Source organism: Pseudoalteromonas luteoviolacea (assembly GCF_001696455.1).
Taxonomy (GTDB): domain Bacteria; phylum Pseudomonadota; class Gammaproteobacteria; order Enterobacterales; family Alteromonadaceae; genus Pseudoalteromonas; species Pseudoalteromonas luteoviolacea_C.
In genome coordinates, this window is record NZ_MAUJ01000006.1 from 222,910 (window position 1) to 240,932 (window position 18,023).

The 18,023-nt window shown below is 44.5% G+C and carries 12 protein-coding genes and 1 pseudogene; 2 read left to right on the top strand and 11 right to left on the bottom strand.

Annotated features, from left to right (window positions below; genetic code table 11):
- Positions 1-26: 26 nt before the first annotated feature.
- Positions 27-1,376: a metalloprotease PmbA gene (pmbA, locus tag A7985_RS17695; RefSeq protein ID WP_065791810.1), complete on the bottom strand. Its 1,350-nt coding sequence runs from the start codon at positions 1,374-1,376 to the stop codon at positions 27-29.
- Positions 1,377-1,528: 152 nt separating this feature from the next.
- Here pmbA and yjgA point away from each other — a divergent pair, with 152 nt between their 5' ends.
- Positions 1,529-2,053 carry a ribosome biogenesis factor YjgA gene (gene yjgA / locus A7985_RS17700; RefSeq protein WP_065791811.1) on the top strand — a complete coding sequence of 175 codons (525 nt, stop codon included), beginning with the start codon at positions 1,529-1,531 and terminating at the stop codon, positions 2,051-2,053.
- Between the two features lie 32 nt (positions 2,054-2,085).
- Here the strand turns inward: yjgA and tldD are convergent.
- The 9 genes and pseudogenes from tldD to A7985_RS17745 form a co-directional block, all read right to left on the bottom strand.
- A pseudogene (gene tldD, locus A7985_RS17705) lies at positions 2,086-3,524 on the bottom strand (metalloprotease TldD).
- The gene (locus A7985_RS17710; protein WP_065791735.1) at positions 3,521-4,345 is read right to left on the bottom strand and encodes a carbon-nitrogen hydrolase family protein; all 825 of its coding nucleotides are present in this window, start codon (positions 4,343-4,345) and stop codon (positions 3,521-3,523) included. Before A7985_RS17710 ends, tldD begins: the two are co-directional and overlap by 4 nt.
- 70 nt (positions 4,346-4,415) lie before the next feature.
- On the bottom strand, positions 4,416-8,546 hold the full coding sequence (locus A7985_RS17715) for a YhdP family protein (protein WP_065791736.1): 4,131 nt from the start codon (positions 8,544-8,546) through the stop codon (positions 4,416-4,418).
- 6 nt (positions 8,547-8,552) lie between these two features.
- Positions 8,553-10,025 carry a ribonuclease G gene (rng, locus tag A7985_RS17720; RefSeq protein WP_065791737.1) on the bottom strand — a complete coding sequence of 491 codons (1,473 nt, stop codon included), beginning with the start codon at positions 10,023-10,025 and terminating at the stop codon, positions 8,553-8,555.
- The gene (locus A7985_RS17725) at positions 10,018-10,596 is read right to left on the bottom strand and encodes a Maf family protein (protein WP_065791738.1); all 579 of its coding nucleotides are present in this window, start codon (positions 10,594-10,596) and stop codon (positions 10,018-10,020) included. The genes rng and A7985_RS17725 overlap by 8 nt, the downstream gene beginning before the upstream one ends.
- Positions 10,596-11,072 carry a rod shape-determining protein MreD gene (gene mreD, locus A7985_RS17730; protein ID WP_065791739.1) on the bottom strand — a complete coding sequence of 159 codons (477 nt, stop codon included), beginning with the start codon at positions 11,070-11,072 and terminating at the stop codon, positions 10,596-10,598. Before mreD ends, A7985_RS17725 begins: the two co-directional genes overlap by 1 nt.
- Positions 11,062-11,904 (bottom strand): rod shape-determining protein MreC, encoded by an 843-nt coding sequence (gene mreC / locus A7985_RS17735; protein WP_065791740.1) that lies wholly within the window; start codon positions 11,902-11,904, stop codon positions 11,062-11,064. The genes mreD and mreC overlap by 11 nt, the downstream gene beginning before the upstream one ends.
- Complete coding sequence (locus tag A7985_RS17740; RefSeq protein WP_010376642.1) at positions 11,904-12,947, bottom strand: rod shape-determining protein; 1,044 nt, start codon at positions 12,945-12,947, stop codon at positions 11,904-11,906. Before A7985_RS17740 ends, mreC begins: the two co-directional genes overlap by 1 nt.
- Positions 12,948-13,072: 125 nt before the next feature.
- Positions 13,073-15,085, bottom strand: a complete 2,013-nt coding sequence (locus tag A7985_RS17745; protein ID WP_065791741.1) for an SUMF1/EgtB/PvdO family nonheme iron enzyme — start codon at positions 15,083-15,085, stop codon at positions 13,073-13,075.
- Positions 15,086-15,296: 211 nt separating this feature from the next.
- On the opposite strand from A7985_RS17745, the gene A7985_RS17750 reads away from it, so the two are divergent.
- The gene (locus A7985_RS17750; protein WP_065791742.1) at positions 15,297-16,199 is read left to right on the top strand and encodes a 1-aminocyclopropane-1-carboxylate deaminase/D-cysteine desulfhydrase; all 903 of its coding nucleotides are present in this window, start codon (positions 15,297-15,299) and stop codon (positions 16,197-16,199) included.
- On the opposite strand, the gene A7985_RS17755 is transcribed toward A7985_RS17750, so the two are convergent.
- Positions 16,191-17,741 (bottom strand): EAL domain-containing protein, encoded by a 1,551-nt coding sequence (locus tag A7985_RS17755; RefSeq protein WP_256096793.1) that lies wholly within the window; start codon positions 17,739-17,741, stop codon positions 16,191-16,193. The two genes, A7985_RS17750 and A7985_RS17755, sit on opposite strands and share 9 nt — an antisense overlap.
- Positions 17,742-18,023: the final 282 nt, after the last annotated feature.

Here is an 18,023-nt window from a genome sequence, read left to right on the forward strand (position 1 = left end):
AAGCAGAGTAAAAACCACCGTGTATACTATTGACCAGCTACCTGCATACTCTCCACAAGCACAGAGCCAGTTTGCACCGCACCGCGCAATTCGACATCCGCACCAATCGCTTGAATAGCCTGAAACATGTCTTTTAGGTTTCCAGCAATGGTAATTTCACTCACAGGGTACTGAATCTCGCCGTTTTCAACCCAAAAGCCTGCTGCACCACGAGAGTAGTCTCCCGTTACTGTGTTGACCCCTTGGCCCATTAATTCAGTGACAAGTAGCCCTGTGCCCATTTCTTTTAGAACCGCTTTCAAATCATCATGTGTGTGCTGTACAAGCCAGTTATGGATCCCGCCAGCATGCCCAGTAGACTGCATACCTAATTTTCTCGCCGAATAGCTCGCCAATAAATACGTTTGCAGCTCACCACCCACAATGATATCTCTGTCCTGCGTATAAACGCCTTCACTATCAAACGGACTCGATGCCAAGCCTTGTAACAAATGGGGTCGTTCTTGGATATTCACACAGGAGCTAAACACTTGCGTCCCCAGCGAATCTAGCAAAAAGCTAGCCTTGCGATATAAAGCGCCGCCACCAATGCCGGAAACAAGATGAGCAAATAAGCTATTGGCAATGTCAGCACGAAAGACCACTGGCACTTTCATGGTTGAAAGTTTTCGGCTGTTTAATTTAGCCAACGTTGACTGTGCAGCTTCAATACCGATCACTTTGGCACTTTTTAACTGAGAGTGCTCACGAGAAATGCTAAAGGCAGAGTCTCTTTGCATCATCTCACCCTCTTGGCCAATGACCATAGTACTGAGTGTATGCCGAGTACGAGGGAATCCAGCAATAAATCCGTGACTATTACCATAAACACGCAATCCCTGATGGGACGCGATACTTGCCCCATCAGAATTTATGATTCGCGAGTCAAATTCAAGGGCCGCCTTCTCAGCTTCAACACATTGTTCAATTGCATGTTGAGGATTCAGATCCCATGGGTGATAGAGGTCCAGATCAGGGATATCTTTCGCCATCAGCTCTTTGTCTGCCAGACCGTTACAGGCATCATCAGCGGTGTACTTTGCAATTTCGATGGCTTTAGCAACAACCGAGCGTAATGCATGCTCGCTCAAGTCTGCTGTCGAAGCTGAGCCTTTATGATTACCAACATAGACACTGATCCCCAAACTGCCATCTTGATTGAATTCTATAGTATCCACTTCACCCATACGCGTACTTACTGACAACCCTGAGGTGCGGCTCATCGCGGCTTCAGCTGAGGTCGCGCCGAGCTGTTTTGCAAGGCTCAGTACTTCAGAGACAGCGCCCTTCACTTCATCCATTTGCTGATAGATAGATCCAACTTGGTTCTCATTCATGCTGCTTTTCCAAATGCTTGTAAACATTACAATCCTAACACATGAGGCACAATTTCGCTGGATTAGATAGCAGTTCATCACTCGCAAAAGCGATATTTTTTGTCGCTTCTTGGTATAATCAATATAATTGTAATATTCAGTGTCGAAAAATTATGGCAAAAAAATCAGAAAACCATATTGAAGATGAAGAAATCATCTACGTATCAAAAAGCGAACTAAAACGTGATGCCCAGCAATATCAACAACTTGGTATAGACATCGCGGAACTAGGTAAAAAACAGCGAGAAAAACTACCGCTTAGCCATGAGCTAGTCGAAGCTATGGCACTAGCAGACAAAATTCGTGGCAAACACGACGCTTATCGTCGCCATATGAACTACATAGCGAAAGTTCTGCGTACGACGGATAATGTTGAAGATTTGCAACGCGCTTTAGATACACTGCTTAACAAAAATAACCAAGCTGAAGTATTGCTAAACCAGATAGAGCGTACCCGCGAAGAACTACTGTCTCAGGGCGATAGTAAAATTAACGAATTATTAGAGTTGCATCCAAGCATGGAGCGTCAAAAGTTACGTCAGCTAGTTCGTCAAGCTAACAAAGAAGTGAAGGCTGAAAAGCCAGCTAAAGGCTATAAAGAACTATTTCAATACCTAAAAGAAGCGATTTTAGACTAAACAGTTTGGAGGGGAGCGCCCCTCCTAGTATTTTAAGCAGTACCACCAACGGTCAGGAGATCTATTTTCAAGCTCGGCTGCCGACGCCAACAGGCACACTTTGCCCTTCTTTACCACAAACCCCAACCCCTTTATCAAGCTCAAGGTCGTTACCTACCATGGAAATCTGTTGCATGACCTCAGGGCCATTACCGATCAATGTTGCCCCTTTAATTGGCCTTGTTACTTTACCGTTCTCAATCAAATATGCTTCAGAAGCAGAGAAAACAAACTTACCTGACGTAATATCCACTTGACCGCCGGCAAAGCTATTGGCAAATATGCCATTTTTAACAGAGCTGATGATCTCCTCTTGTGTGCTTTCCCCTGCAAGCATATAGGTGTTTGTCATACGTGGCATAGGTAAATGTGCAAAAGACTCTCGACGCGCATTGCCAGTCAATTGCGTATCCATTAGGCGTGCATTGGTCTTGTCTTGCATATACCCTTTTAAGACGCCATTCTCAATCAATACGTTATAACCTGCCGGAGTGCCTTCGTCATCAATATTCAGCGAGCCTCGGCAATTTTCAAGGGTACCGTCATCAACCACGGTGCATAGTTCAGATGCAACCTTCTCTCCGATCCGACCGCTAAAAGCCGATGCTCCTTTGCGGTTAAAGTCGCCTTCGAGTCCATGCCCAACAGCCTCGTGAAGCAGCACACCTGGCCAACCTGCACCTAATACAACAGGCATAGTGCCCGCTGGTGCATCGACAGCACCTAGGTTAACTCTCGCCAATCTCACAGCTTCCTGCGCATAACCCAGCCACCTGGGTTCCCCATCAACTAACTCTTTAAAATAGCCGTAATCTAATCTTGCACCACCGCCAGCACTGCCTCGCTCTCTGCGCCCATTTTGCTCAAGTATTACCGAGCAATTTAAGCGCACCAATGGTCTTATATCCGTTGCAAACGTGCCATCGCTCGCGGCAATCAAAACCTCTTCATATACCGCAGAGATTGAACAAACCACTTGCTGCGCGTCTGGCGCTAAATCTCGAATGGCAGCATCCGCTTCTCTAAGCAATGCAATTTTATCTTCATCACTCATGCTGAGTAATGGTTGCACAGGTTCGAATTGCAGTGGCACTTTACGTTCAGTGAATACCTGAATTGCTTTAGATTCCCCACCGGCTGCAATTGAACGAGCCGCTTGCGCTGCTTGGTTGATGGCTTCGAGGTTAATCGCATCGGAATAACTAAACCCCGTCTGCTCTCCACTAACCGCACGCACGCCGACCCCGCGCTCAATGTTGTAGCTGCCTTCTTTAATCTGCCCGTCTTCGAGCACCCAAGTTTCATGATAGCTAGACTGAAAGTACAGGTCTGCATAGTCAACTTGATGTTGATGTATGTAGTTAAGTGTCTGTTCTAGTTGCTCTCTAGTTAATTGACTGTCAGTCAACAAGTTCTTTTCAACTTGATTCATATATAATTGCTCTTAAATCGATTATGCATTGCGACTGGCATAGCAGCTCTAATTTTATCAATTTCACTTAAATCGATACGTCGCTGTATTGGTTGCAAAGATAGTTCACTATCTTCTAAAACTTCACCCCATGGCGAAATTATGACGCTGTGCCCATAAGTTTCTCGGCCATTTTCATGTTTGCCTACCTGTGCCGCAGCGATGACAAAGCACTGATTTTCAATTGCTCGGGCTTGCAATAAGGGCAACCAGTGCGCCTCCCCTGTGACCGTTGTAAAAGCACTCGGTACCAGCAAAATATCGGCACCTTGCTCCCTGTGTACTTGATAAAGACCCGGAAATCGAACGTCATAGCATACACTTAAGCCTAGTCTACCAAACGGACTATCTACAACTTCAATGTCACGTCCAGGCTGAGTGAACTCAGATTCTCGGTAGTGTTTAGCTGAATCCGCTACATTTGCGTCAAACAAGTGTATCTTGTTATACGTAGTAACCAGCCTACCTTCATCATTGAATAGGCAACTTGCGGCAAAGTAACGCTCTTCAGCATCATAAACTGGGATTGTGCCCGCGGCCATCCACACGCCCTTATTTCTACAAACGACAGCGATCTGCTTCAACCACTTATCAGCCTGCTTAGACATGGCCAAAGACTCTTTGCCATCTCGACCAAAAGCAAGCCATGCTTCTGGCAAACAAATCAGCGTGGGCTCATCAATAACCAGTTGCTCCATTTGCGCCAAGAGGTATTCAAAGTTGTCCTCAGGCAACCGCTTAGAGCACATCGGGATAACGACAATATTGACTTTGCTACGCATATTTTATTTCCACATATCGTTTACTGTATTCACACTGACAATAACGGTGAGTCCCTTCCAAATCGCCATGTTATTGGAGTGGCTGACCTTCAGTGTTATCGGCACCGCCTAAATCTTTCTTTTTTGAACTTCCCTCAGACTCGATACTGGCTGGTTGTGTATTTTCGCGGCCAGCTTCTGGCAAAGCTTCAGCATCAACTTGCAATGGTGGTGTGCCAGCGTCGTTTTGCTTTTCTATACTTCGAGGTTCTGGCTGAGCCTCAACATCAACTTGCAACGGTGGTGTGCCAGCGTCGTTTTGCTTTTCTGTACTTTGAGGTTCTGGCTGAGCCTCAGCATCAATTTGTATCGGTGGTGTGCCAGCGTCGTTTTGCTTTTCTGTACCTTGAGGTTCTGGCTGAGCCGCTGCTGGTGGTTTACTCACCCCCGGAATAGTCACTTCACGGCTCTTACGATCAACCTCAGTGACAATCGGCTCTTTCATCGTTCCTGTCACCTTAAAATTGATTTCTGAGATAACGCGTGCGGAGTGTATTACTTTATCAATGGCCAATGCTGCTAACCCAGTCACAGGGTTCACCATCCACCCCACAATTACAGGTAAACTTGAGGTCACTTGTGGTGCGATAGCCAAGTCATAGTTGATTTCTTGGGTTTTTAAATTCGCATATCCTGAAATGCTTAAATCAGCTGGTACGCCATCCATTTTAGTATCTCTGGTATAGGCAATACCACTTTCTAATTGTAGACTCCCTTCCATCTGATTGTAAAAAAAGCCTTTGGCAAATACGTCACGAAAGTCTAATTTTAGTTTTCGAACTAGAGAATCCAAACTCAACAGGGAGAAAACACGTGCTCCTTGATCACTGATATCTGTTAAATGCCCCTCGCCAAGTCGCCATTGGATTTCCCCTCCTAGACTTGCCCATTGAAAATCGTATGGCGCTGACTGCCACTGTATATCAAAATCAATGTTGGCCTGCGAGTCTTTCACAGTTGAAGTGATATCAAACTCTTCCATCAAATCACCGAAATCGGCACTGCTTAAATTACCCATGACTTGAGATATGCCATTTTGCCAACTCCCTTTAGCACTTAACGTGTGCGTGCCTTTATCGATATTCAAAGCGGTAATATTAAGACGCTGACCATCGCCAAACATCGACAGATTGACTCTATCTAATTGATACTGATTCAAACGGCAATCATCACAGCCGAACTCGATCGCGGGTATATTGGCGAGCCATTGCTGTTCAGCAAGTGGCAGACTAACATCTTCGGCTTCTGTTTCATCTTCTTTTTGCGAGTTTAATCGCAAGTAGTCAGCTTGCACTTGAATTGGGTCGCTGCGCCCTTCGGTGGGTATGAGCACCTGTGCTCTCAACTCTTTACCTGTTAGCCGCATTTTCAACGCTTGCTGTTGCGGGGTCATACGCATTTCAAAGTCATTAAAAAGTAAGCCGCCAATATTTAACTGGCCAAGGTTTGCACGAATCTCATTCAGCTTAGGTAATAATTGGGCTTCGCCACTGCTGGGCTTTGCGCTTATATCAATGATGCGATCAATAAACTCGAACCAAGGTTCTAGTGCAAGTTCAGAGTGCTCAATCGTTACGACAAACCCTGATTTATCTAACCCCCTATTTTGCTGACTCACGACGAGATGCGCTTTGTCTAATAACCCATTCTGATTATTCAGAATCCCATTGAAATAAAGGTTATTATCATAATTCGCGGTGATCAGGTTCGAAATATCATCCCCTCTCACCTCTCCAGATAGTATGCGTGGTATCGCATGTGCCTTCTGATACGGCGGAGGTAAATTGACTTCAACGCCATTCAGATCGGTTCGAAAGCTCGCTAGGTAATTAAAGCCAGCATCTTCAAAGTTCAATGTGATATCGGTATCTAATTGAGTGTGCCCCTCAATGAACCCATCCATAATACCATGGCCGTACGGTAACAACTTGTCCGAAGAAATTTGCATCGCAGTATCTATGTTAACTAAATACCCCTGTTTATCCCCACCTCCTTTTACAGAAAAAGACAAGGGCATATCAAGCCACGTTGCTTGACCACCTTCAAACGCAATATCATCATCTTTGAACTTCAGCTCGCCAAACACACCTTGTAACGTCATGCCCGGCTGACTTAAGTGAATAGTATTATCTGCAAATTGCACGCGACCACGTGCCAAAACGTCTAAATTTTCTAAATCTATTTCAAGTCCAACCACACCTGATACACTGCCCTGCCCTCGCACAACATCTAGGACGTCGACAAGAGGGTCGGCTATGGGAGTCGCGGCAAAAAATGGCATTAATGAAGCCGCCTCGGTGGTTTGGTTTATATCAACAGTCAATATATCTGCTTGTTCGAGGTCAGCTAAACGTACGGCCACATCACCTTGGATTTGTTGATTTTCCAGTTGCCCAGAACGTGTCGTGATATCCATGCGTTGATTGATAAAATGCAATGATACGTCTGCATCGTGAATACTCGGCCAATCAGGCGCAAATAGGAATTCAGCGTCTTGAATATCAGCGAGTACCTCAAACTGACCATGCGTGCCTCTATAGGGAAAATCTTTCAATGGTCCAGAGACCAACACCTGTGTACCTTTGTTTTGTCCAGCCAGAATACCTTTGTTGAGATACTCAACCAGATTTGAATGCATGAGCTCAAGCGGGAAATAGCGTCCAGCAATACGCGCATCCCCACCATACGCTTCTGCATAGAGGTCTAATTCCGGCTCATCAAACAAGCGGGTATGAAACTCCAGTGCGACACTTAAGTCCGAATTGCTCAACCACAAATTACTCGATTGAGCGTGCCAATACTTATTTTCGTCCGTCCAAAAGTGGATATCGCCATTGAGTTCCTCAATGGCGATTGGCTCTATGAATCGTGGTCCTGTTACAAGTTGCTGTTGATGCGCATTTAAACTTACAACCGCCCGGTTATCTGACCAATGAAATTCTAGCCCCAACCCCGAAAACCCGGGAGCTAAATGAGACTCTTGCCACCCAACAGAAGATAATATCCCCCATACATTTAGGCCCTGTTGCTGATGCCAAGATACCTTTGCCTGGGTTAATTGGCCGACAACATCACTTTTAACCAGTTGATTTGCCCAGTCGTAATGGGTCAGTGATAAAGCATCCACCAAAAGTTCTAAATTAAACTGCTTAAGCCATAGCTGGGACGTTTCGTTTTGCCATTCGCCTTGCAGTAAAACTGGCTCAAAAACCCTTTCCCCATGACTGAAATAAAGCTCTGAGCTATTTATACGCCAACCATCTGCGTGCTTCAGTAACTGTAACTGACCACTGTCTAGCCCGAGCTGATTGTTTTTGTCCTCTGACTGCCACTTTAAATAACTCGGCTCAAATTGCAGTTGAATATCATCAATTTTACCTTGGTTGAGTCGCGCCCAAAGCTGTCCGTTAATACTTGCGCTAAGTGCATCGCGCGTTTCATCAAGGTGTTCGTCAATCAGCTCAAGAACGTTAAGTTCTCTTGCCTGTAAAAAGATCTCCCCCCCGATATCATTTAGCGTTTTACCTTCTAAACGGACCAGAGTATCTAGGCTACCTTGTGATAGGTTAGGTAAAACGAGCCTTCCTTCTCCATGGTGTGCTAACTCACTGTTTTGCCATACCATATCTTGGATTAGTACCGAGTGACGCTTTTGTGTTTTAGCAAACAGGTATATTTCACTATTTTGGACGGAGAAGTGGCCGGTGTCGCCAAGGAATAAGCCTTCAATCAATGCTTGCTGTTCAAACTCCCCTGAGCTGTTACCCAGATCTAATTTGTCCAAATAGATATTGGCTTTGAACCCATCCAGCACAAAGTAGTTAGAGACCAACTGCCATTGCCTGATAGACTCAACAACATTAACTTGTAAATTAGTGCTTTCAATTTGCACAGAGATAGGTGAAGCCTGATTGTCTTCAAAACTCACATTTTTTAGCAGCAGCGCAGGCCCTGTTCCCTGCCAACTGGCACTGATAGAGCCAATGCTTAACTCCACATTAAGCTGCTCATAGATCAGCGATTCAATACTGCTTTTATAATCATTCGCATAAGGTAACGTCAGCTTCAACAATGAGACAAGTACAGCAAGTGTCACCAATGTCACAGCGAACACCTGCCAAACTTTTCTCATACAAAAGAAGCATATCGTTTTGGCTTGCATACTGGCCTACATCATTACTACATCAAACTGTTCTTGGCTATACAAGTTTTCAGTTTGGATACTTACTTGTTTACCAATAAAGAGCTCTAATTCCGCTAGATTATGGTACTCGTCGTTGACAAGCGCTTCACTGACCGCCGCTGACGCATACACCATAAACTTATCTGCATCATAAGCTCTATTGACCCGTACAATCTCTCGTAAGATTTCATAGCAGACTGTTTCCACAGTTTTTAAGGAGCCTCTGCCAGAGCAAGATGGGCACACATCGCACAGAATATGCTCTAGGCTTTCTCTGGTACGTTTACGCGTCATCTCTACAAGCCCCAGTGCTGAAAGCCCGTTGATATTGGCTTTAGCACGATCTTTGGCTAGCGCAGCTTCCAGCGAATGTAACACCCGTCGTTTATGCTCATCCGACACCATATCTATAAAATCAATAATGATAATACCGCCTAGGTTCCTTAACCTAAGCTGACGGGCTATCGCGGAGGTCGCTTCAACATTGGTATTGAAAATTGTTTCTTCTAGGTTTCGATGGCCTACAAATGCGCCTGTATTGACATCAACGGTGGTCATTGCCTCAGTTTGATCAATAATTAAGTAGCCACCCGATTTTAGCTCTACTTTGCGATGTAATGCTTTTTGGATTTCAGCCTCAACATCAAACAAATCAAAAATAGGTCGCTCACCCGGATAATATTCCAGTGTTTCAGAGAGCTGGGGCACAAATTCCTCAGTAAATGACTTTAACTGCTGATAGGTTAACTTAGAGTCAACCCGTATGCGCTCCATATCCTCTCCCACGTAATCGCGTAGAGTACGAAACGCCAACGTTAAATCTTCATGCAAAATGCTGGCTTTACTCGTTTTGCGGCGCTTATTGACGATTTTTTGCCAGAGCTTTTTGAGGAATTCTGCGTCATGCTTTAGCTCGGCTTCAGCCGCGCCTTCGGCCGCAGTTCTGACAATGAAACCACCATTTTCGTCATTGTACTGCGCCACAATTTTTTTTAATCGGCTACGCTCTTCTTCAGTTTCTATTCTCTGGCTGACACCGACATGTGTCGCATCGGGCATGAATACAAGGTACCGAGAAGGTATGGTGATGTCAGTCGTCAAGCGTGCGCCTTTGGTACCAATTGGGTCCTTCACCACCTGTACCATAATAAACTGCCCCTGCTTAACCAGCTCACGAATATCTTGGACTTTTTTAACTGGCTGCTCGTCAACGTCCTCCTCTATAGAAGCGCTACTCACAATATCCGAGGCATGTAAAAATGCGGCTTTTTCTAAACCTATATCCACAAATGCGGCTTGCATTCCCGGAAGCACACGGCTTACTTTACCAAGATAAATGTTGCCGACAATACCCAAGTTGCCAACACGTTCGACCTGAACCTCTTGTAAAACCCCATTTTCAATTAAGGCTACGCGACTCTCACTTGGTGTCACATTGATCAATAATTCACTACTCATCTTGGTCCGCCATAAATGCTTGAATTAGTTCATCTGTTTCATATAAAGGTAGTCCCACTACCGCGAAATAACTACCTTTTAACTGACTGACAAAGCGCCCGCCCTGACCTTGGATCCCATATCCACCCGCTTTATCATGCGGCTCACCACTGTGCCAATATGCTTCTATCTCCTGCTCAGACAAAGGCTTAAATGACACCTCGGTAATCACGGTCTTGCTTAACACTCGCTGGCTAGTGGCAAGCGCAATCGCAGTCATCACTTGATGTGTGCTGCCTGACAACATGCTCATCATCGCTTTAAAGTCTGCCTCACTCTTTGGCTTACCAAGAGCCTTACCCTCTGCAATCACAATCGTATCGCTGCCAAGTACAGGTCTATCTTGATAACCCAAATCAACGCCACTTTGCGCTTTTAATCGCGCTAATCGTTCAACATACGTAATTGGATGCTCGTCAGCAAATTGAGTTTCATCAGCATCAACAGAAAATTGTTTAAAATCGTAGCCTAGTTGGGTAAGTAACTCTTTGCGGCGTGGAGAAGCAGAAGCTAAATATAGTTTTACAGTCATTAACGGATCCTAAAATGCCTTCGATATTTTCGTAACAGAAGAAAAATCCAAGGCCAACAAAACATGCCTACTAGTGCCGGCCAAAGGTAGGCTGGATCAAAGTAAATATCTAATAGGAAATGGTTCAACCAAAACTGCAGAAGGTGGTACAGCGCTAAAAATAGCCCTATTAACATGGCTTGCTGCCAAAGAGAAAAATTGCGCAGTTTTTGAAAGTTGCTCACTGTGATATAAATACAAACAGAGTAAGTTAAGGAGTTCACCCCCAGCGGAGAGCCCACAGCCAAGTCCATGATTAATCCAGTGCACCATGCCCAACCTATATTGACTCGGTGTGGAATCGCAATTGACCAATACATTAACACCAGTAAGACCCAATCAGGCCTAAAAGGCTCCAGAGAAAAAGGCAATGGCATCAGTGCCATAATTAATGCTAAAAAAACGCTAAATGCTATCAGGGAAAAACTACGGCTCATTTGCATCCCCTTGTGCACCATCACCCAAAATAACTAACAGACGGATCCTATCTAGTTGCGCAATGGGTTCCGCATATACTTTTGCAAATGGCAGCCCCTCATCACGATCGATTTCTGTTACAACTGCCACAGGGTAGCCTTCCGGAAATCGGCCGCCTAAGCCAGAAGTCACCAGAATATCACCTATTCTAATATCTAAGCTGTGCGAAACATGCGCCAATTGCATCAGGTTTATTTTACCGATCCCTTCGATCACCATACTCACATCGTTACGAAGTATTCGAACAGGTGTTGCATGGGTAGTATCTGTCATAAGCAGTACACGTGATGTGGTCGTGCCAACTTGCGTAAGCTGACCTACCAATCCCAATTCATCTATAACGGCTTGTCCTTCCGCGACACCATCAATGGTGCCCCGATTGATGACCACTTGATGACTATAGCGATTAGAACGAACGGATAAAACCTGTGCAATTTGACGAGCATGGGATTGTCGAGAAGACGCGCCAAGCAGCGCCCTCAGCTCTATATTTTCTTTTAATAAAAACTGATACTGTTGCAGCTGTTCACTTTGTAGCAGTTGCTTGGTACGCAATGCTTCATTTTCTTGAAGTAATTGATCACGTGTATTTAAGCTTTTTGCACCAACATTGAAGAGTTCATACGGTACATTGGCCGCATATAGGACTGGACTAACTAGCGTATTAAGCGTGGTACGCACGAACGTGCCACCAGATGTGTAGCGGTCTCCAATTATAAGTACAATACTAAGCACAACTGCGACGGTAAGTCGCAGTTGTAAAGATGCACTTCGGCCAAACAGTAAATTCATCAGTCGTAACTAAATACATCGCCACCATGCATATCTATCATCTCAAGCGCTTTACCACCGCCTCGAGCAACACAGGTTAGAGGGTCATCGGCAACCACTACTGGTATCCCTGTTTCTTCCATCAGTAAGCGATCAAGATCTTTTAGTAGTGCACCACCACCAGTTAACACCATACCGTGCGCAGAGATATCTGAAGCAAGCTCTGGTGGAGATTGTTCAAGCGCAACCATAACTGCACTCACTATCCCCATAAGCGGCTCTTGTAATGCCTCTAGTATTTCGTGTGAATTCAGCGTAAATGAACGTGGTACCCCTTCAGCGAGATTACGACCACGCACTTCAATCTCAATTGGCGTTTCACTCTTAAATGCAGAGCCTATTTCATGCTTAATATGCTCAGCAGTTGCTTCACCGATCAAACTGCCGAAGTTTCGTCTCACATAGTTTATGATGGCTTCATCGAACTTATCGCCACCTATACGAACAGATGATGAGTAAACAACACCATTCAATGAGATGATTGCAACTTCTGTTGTACCACCACCGATATCAACAACCATCGAACCAGTCGCTTCAGATACAGGTAATCCGGCACCAATCGCAGCAGCCATAGGCTCCTCGATTAAGTACACTTCACGCGCACCAGCTCCCATTGCAGATTCACGAATCGCACGTTTCTCAACTTGTGTAGCGCCACACGGCACACAAATAAGAACGCGTGGGCTTGGACGCATGAAGTTGTTGTTGTGCACTTGTTTGATGAAATGCTGCAGCATTTTCTCAGTTACATAGAAATCCGCAATTACACCATCCTTCATCGGACGAATCGCTTTTATATTGCCTGGGGTTCTACCTAGCATCTGCTTGGCAGCAGTACCAACAGAAGCGACACTCTTTGGCCCACCGGCCCGCTCCTGACGAATCGCAACCACTGAAGGCTCATTCAATACAATGCCTTCTTCTTTTACATAAATCAGGGTGTTTGCCGTGCCTAAATCAATAGACAAGTCATTAGAAAATAATCCGCGTAGCTTTTTAAACATGAGGCTGGGTAACCTTAAAGAATTCTTTTAACAAAGCCGTGTCGATTAACGCCACGGCTGAAATAATTAAGTCTACAAAATGCTAACTGCACTTTGGCTGAATGCGCCCTTTCTGAGCGCATAAATTATCTTTCTCGAACCAATCGAAAACCGATATAGTTGGCTCTAAAATCAGGAGCTAAGGCCAATCGAGTTGACACTCTTGCCAAGCTTGGTGCGAAGTTCCACGCACCTCCTCTCACCGTCACATCCTCTTGTGATGCACGCTTTTGGGTCCATTCCCATACGTTACCAACGGTATCATACAAACCATAGTTATTTGGCGAAAACTCACCTACCGGCGCTGGACTTTTATTAGACCAATCACTACCACACCAACCGCAATTTGCTAAGCCTCTGCCTATTTCATTACCCCAAGGGTACTCTGAGCTTGTACCGGCACGTGCTGCGTACTCCCACTCAACTTCGTTCGGTAAACGGTACTGAATGCCTTTTTCACCAGAGAGCCAATTGGCGTATGCCTTTGCATCTTCATACGTCACGCATACCACAGGGAAATTATCAGCTTGTTCAAATCCTGGTTTGTCCCAGTTGTACTCGCTCTCCCAAATAGGTTCGCCATTTTTGTAATGCGCACAACCATTGCCTTTTTCGGCCTCGGTTTGAAAGCCTGTGCTTAGAATAAATTGCCTAAACTCTGCTACAGTCACCTCTTTGCTTTGCATTGCATAAGAATGACTCAACACTTTTTCTACAACAGGTCGCTCATTTGCTAAACCATTTCCAGTCAAGTCTCCCATTTGGAAAGTACCTGCGGGAATAATTACCACTTCGTTACCAACCAAGTTTGGTGATATTTTATTCACAACCGAAACGGGTTTGCTCTGTTGCTCGCTTGTTGGCGTCGGTGCAGCAATCGACTCAGGCTTTTTTATCAGTTTTGCATTGATCGTTCGAGCTCTGCGTACATCCACTTTTGCTGTGTATGATTCATAGCCTAATTTACGGATTTCAATGTCATACGAGCCAAGTGGCACACTAACTACTAACTTAGTTGAACCGTAGCTTACACCATCAATAAACACTTCATCGTCATACACATTAGATCGTAAAGTTAAATCAACCTGTCTGTCTTTAGGCGTTTGTTGTATGACTTGAGATTTTATCTCTGGTTTAGGCTGCAATGCAGTAATACTTGGGACATTAAGATCTGGTTTATCTATTTCATCAGTAAAAGTCAGCTGACTGTCGCTGAATGTTGTCGGATAACTTGCTTGATAACCCACAGCCAATGGCGTGCCATATTCGCTACAGAATCGATTGTCTAGAGATAAGAGTCCACATAAACGACTATTATTTACATCTCCACGCATTGTAACGCTTAAATTGACACTGTAATTACCTTGACCACTAAACGCGCTGCCAACTACGTGACTACTAACAACCTGAACCTGTGCCCCTGCCATATGTCTTTTTGGCTCAACAATGCGCTGTTCCGTGAGGTTAGCAAAGATTTGGTCGATAAAACGCTTTGTCGCTTTTTGTAGTCCAAGCTGCTGCCCGCGTTGCTCACACGCTGCCAACGTTTCTGTGCGTTTACAGTTAATGGTGTGTTCAACTTCTAATGTGCCTTCACGCGTAAACTCATTGCGCAAGCGCTCAACTCGCGCTGTACTCAGTTGATCTCTTAAACTGGCAATTGTATTGACAAGCGTATGTTTACTGACGCGAATTTGTTCAATATCTTTACGGTGCGATGCTATGGCCGCTAACTGCATCGCGATATCTTCTTTATTAGATTTGTGGTCAGCTACTGATTGCTGATATCTCAACTGAGCCGTTGAAATATCGATGGAAGGATCATCGATCAAACGACGATATAAATCATTCATCGCATCTAAGGCTTGGTTTTTTTCTTTATCAAGCTCACTTGAATTCTTTCTTAATAATTCCAGTTGTGCCTGTAAACGGGCTTCTTCAGCCACATGCTTATCTAAAATCTGAGTATATCTGTCTAACTCAGCTTGTTTTTCAGAGCGCTCTGACTCGATAGCTGTCACAGTCGCAGTATCTTGTGCCCAAACACTTACAGACAATAAGGCGGCAGAGACAAAAAGAGATAAAGGAGCAATTCGCATATATTCCATTCCCAACAGCGGCAGTTGTTTTGGTCTTTGTTATTTTTGATGTTTTAATGCTTAATGCTATGTACTTACGAAGTAAAACACAAGCCTTGTACAATTAATATCTGAGTTTACAACTAATAGTCACGTCCTTACCAGTGTTCTCTTCACATTTTCATGAAATAATAACCTCAAAGCGCCTATTTATAGAGAAATCTAAAATCTGATGTTCAATTCCAATCACCTAGAGTCTCCAATACAACGTATTTGCCACCCACTGCTAAGCGCAAAAAAGGTCGAGTTATTAGTGAAAAGAGACGACCTTTTGCACCCCACAATACAAGGCAATAAATGGCGTAAACTGAAGCACAATCTGCTTGAGCTCAAAAGGCGTAAAAACGATGCATTACTCACTTTTGGCGGTCCTTTCTCCAATCATGTGTACGCAACAGCGATGGCCAGTAAATTATTCAATATACCAGCGCATATTATAGTGCGAGGACCGCAATTAGATTTGCAAAACCCAACCTTACGTCTCGCAAAAGCATGCGGTGTTCACTTGCACGCAGTCACAAGATTAGAATACAGACAGAGATATGACAATAAATACCTCGAAGACTTAGCCAATCAGTACCCAAACACTTATATTGTACCCGAAGGTGGTAGTAACCAGTTCGCCCTACAGGGCTGTCAGGAGCTTGCCCAATCACTCCCAGAAAGCGACTACGTATGTTGTGCTGTTGGCAGTGGCGGCACACTGGCAGGTCTTTTGAATGGCATACCCAAATCAACTCAGTTGCTAGGGTTTTGTGTGCTAAAAGGCGCAGAATACCTGCAGGCAGAAGTACTCAAACTCAACCCCACAGCAGCTACCTGTAATAACTGGCAGCTGCTTCATGATTTTCATGACGGCGGTTACGGCAAGTTTGGCGCACCGTTGTGGGATTTTTGTCAGATGATGAAACGTACGCATAACCTGCCGCTTGAACCAATTTATACTGGAAAAATGATGTTTGGTTTGTGGCAGTTAATTGAGAAAGGATATTTCCCAGCCAATAGTAAGATTGTCGCCATACATACTGGCGGATTGCAGGGGTTAGATGGCCTTCGTTATCGCAAGTTAATTTAAGCTGTTTTCTAATTCAAGTAATGGCGCACTAAAATAGTAACCTTGTGCACCGTCAACACCTAACCGTTTTATACAGTTTAACTCATCCTGTGTCTCAACCCCGACCGCATATACTGGGACATGCAGTTTTTTGGCTTGATTTACGATTTGCTTCACCACAGCGCGACGTTTAGCACTCGATTGAATATCATGGATCAACTCGAAGGCAAGCTTTATCCCTACGATATTGTTTACTTTTTGCAAAGGCACAATATCCAGAGGTCCATTTACATGATCTAGGACAATACTGGCGCCAAGAGGCGAAAGCGCATCAAAAAATTGTTCGAAGTAGCTTCGGTGTTGGTAGTAATCACAGATCATAAGTTCCAACGTGACATCTTTTGCACGACCGGACTCTTTGAGTATCGCGATTAACCAGCTTAAAAACTCACTGCTTGACCAATTTACCACATGCAAGTTTACACTGACCGTAAAGCCCTTCGGCTCTTTACTTAGCACTTTAAGCGCCTGTTGTACGATTGCTTTGTCCAGTTCAATGAGATGCTCACTGCGGTGGATCTTATGGATAAATTGACCAGCGGTGATTAACCCCAAGGTTTTGTGGCGTACGCGTAACAACGCTTCACTTTGAATAACGTCTTGTGTTTTAAAGTCAAACAAGGGTTGGAAAAACAAAACAAACCGACCCGCTTTGATATCGTCAATCACATTTGACTCCGCATCTAACAAACTTTCGGCTAATGTTCTGTTCAAGGGCAGCATATGAATATGTTGCCATACGTGATTTTGTGCCACACTCAAAGACGACCGTGCAATCTGGTATACTTGTGTTTGGTCCGCACCTTCGCTATAAAAACATGCCCCGCACTTAACTGCACTTCTGGACAGATCACCACGAAACGCTAACAACGCCTGATACACAACTTCGTGCAAACGTTTAATAGTTTGCTCTACTTCCTCTTTATTCATGGAAGACAAGGTAACAGCCAACGCGCCAGAGGATAGATACTTCGCGGAACAATACCTGTATTTATTAAAGCACTTTGCCAAAGTGACACTAAAATGGCTTTGAGGCTCAATGTGCTTAGGTAATTCACAACGCCACTTAAACATTGCAAACATATTCACTTGCTGTCCAGTGCTGACTGGTAAAATGATCTCTTGTGCACTGAGTGCTGTGCTATGACGCTTGCTAAGCCCACTTCTTTCACTATCAACAACGCTTTGTTTGTTTTTGGTAAAACGACCCTTCGCTATAAGTAGAAGACCAAGCAGTAATAGCGCCCCGTTGACCCAGAGGCCACGATATACCCCCTTACGCACTATCGCATTTGGGTACAATGTCAGTTGCTGCTCACTCAGCTCCAATTTTTGCTGCTTCGACATCCAAGATAAAGGGAATTGGCTGGGGGATTCAAAACTAAACCCAAAGCGCCGCGCTTCTTTGTGTAAATCCAATGTGTTGATAGGTTCAATATAATTTGAGAGCTGCACTGATAGACGCTTGGTGTCTTCAGCAATCCAAGAGTTCGTCAGATGCATCACGCTCAAATTGCCTACCAACGCCAATACGCACCAAACTAACAAGAGTAAATACCCTCGCTTGTGCGTACCATCAAAAAGCGCAAAATGAAGCATAGTGACAAACTATCATTGGTGATTCTGTCTAAAGTTTTGTTCAATCTATTGCAAAACTCAAGGAAGGGGGAAGAAGAAACCGCAAAACTGCTGATATAGCATGCAATATATTTTGAGATGACTTATTGAGCATCGATACTGCAAGCGTGACAACCAATAGAATGTAGAGATCCCCTAATTTTTAGT

What these genes read in the sequence shown, in the direction of transcription:
- A7985_RS17725 (WP_065791738.1), bottom strand. Translation starts at nt 10,596, where the DNA reads ATGACTGTAAAACTATATTTAGCTTCTGCTTCTCCACGCCGCAAAGAG.
- A7985_RS17740 (WP_010376642.1), bottom strand. Translation starts at nt 12,947, where the DNA reads ATGTTTAAAAAGCTACGCGGATTATTTTCTAATGACTTGTCTATTGAT.
- pmbA (WP_065791810.1), bottom strand. Translation starts at nt 1,376, where the DNA reads ATGAATGAGAACCAAGTTGGATCTATCTATCAGCAAATGGATGAAGTG.
- mreD (WP_065791739.1), bottom strand. Translation starts at nt 11,072, where the DNA reads ATGAGCCGTAGTTTTTCCCTGATAGCATTTAGCGTTTTTTTAGCATTA.
- A7985_RS17715 (WP_065791736.1), bottom strand. Translation starts at nt 8,546, where the DNA reads ATGCAAGCCAAAACGATATGCTTCTTTTGTATGAGAAAAGTTTGGCAG.
- A7985_RS17745 (WP_065791741.1), bottom strand. Translation starts at nt 15,085, where the DNA reads ATGCGAATTGCTCCTTTATCTCTTTTTGTCTCTGCCGCCTTATTGTCT.
- yjgA (WP_065791811.1), top strand. Translation starts at nt 1,529, where the DNA reads ATGGCAAAAAAATCAGAAAACCATATTGAAGATGAAGAAATCATCTAC.
- mreC (WP_065791740.1), bottom strand. Translation starts at nt 11,904, where the DNA reads ATGAATTTACTGTTTGGCCGAAGTGCATCTTTACAACTGCGACTTACC.
- A7985_RS17750 (WP_065791742.1), top strand. Translation starts at nt 15,297, where the DNA reads ATGTTCAATTCCAATCACCTAGAGTCTCCAATACAACGTATTTGCCAC.
- A7985_RS17755 (WP_256096793.1), bottom strand. Translation starts at nt 17,741, where the DNA reads ATGCATCTGACGAACTCTTGGATTGCTGAAGACACCAAGCGTCTATCA.
- A7985_RS17710 (WP_065791735.1), bottom strand. Translation starts at nt 4,345, where the DNA reads ATGCGTAGCAAAGTCAATATTGTCGTTATCCCGATGTGCTCTAAGCGG.
- rng (WP_065791737.1), bottom strand. Translation starts at nt 10,025, where the DNA reads ATGAGTAGTGAATTATTGATCAATGTGACACCAAGTGAGAGTCGCGTA.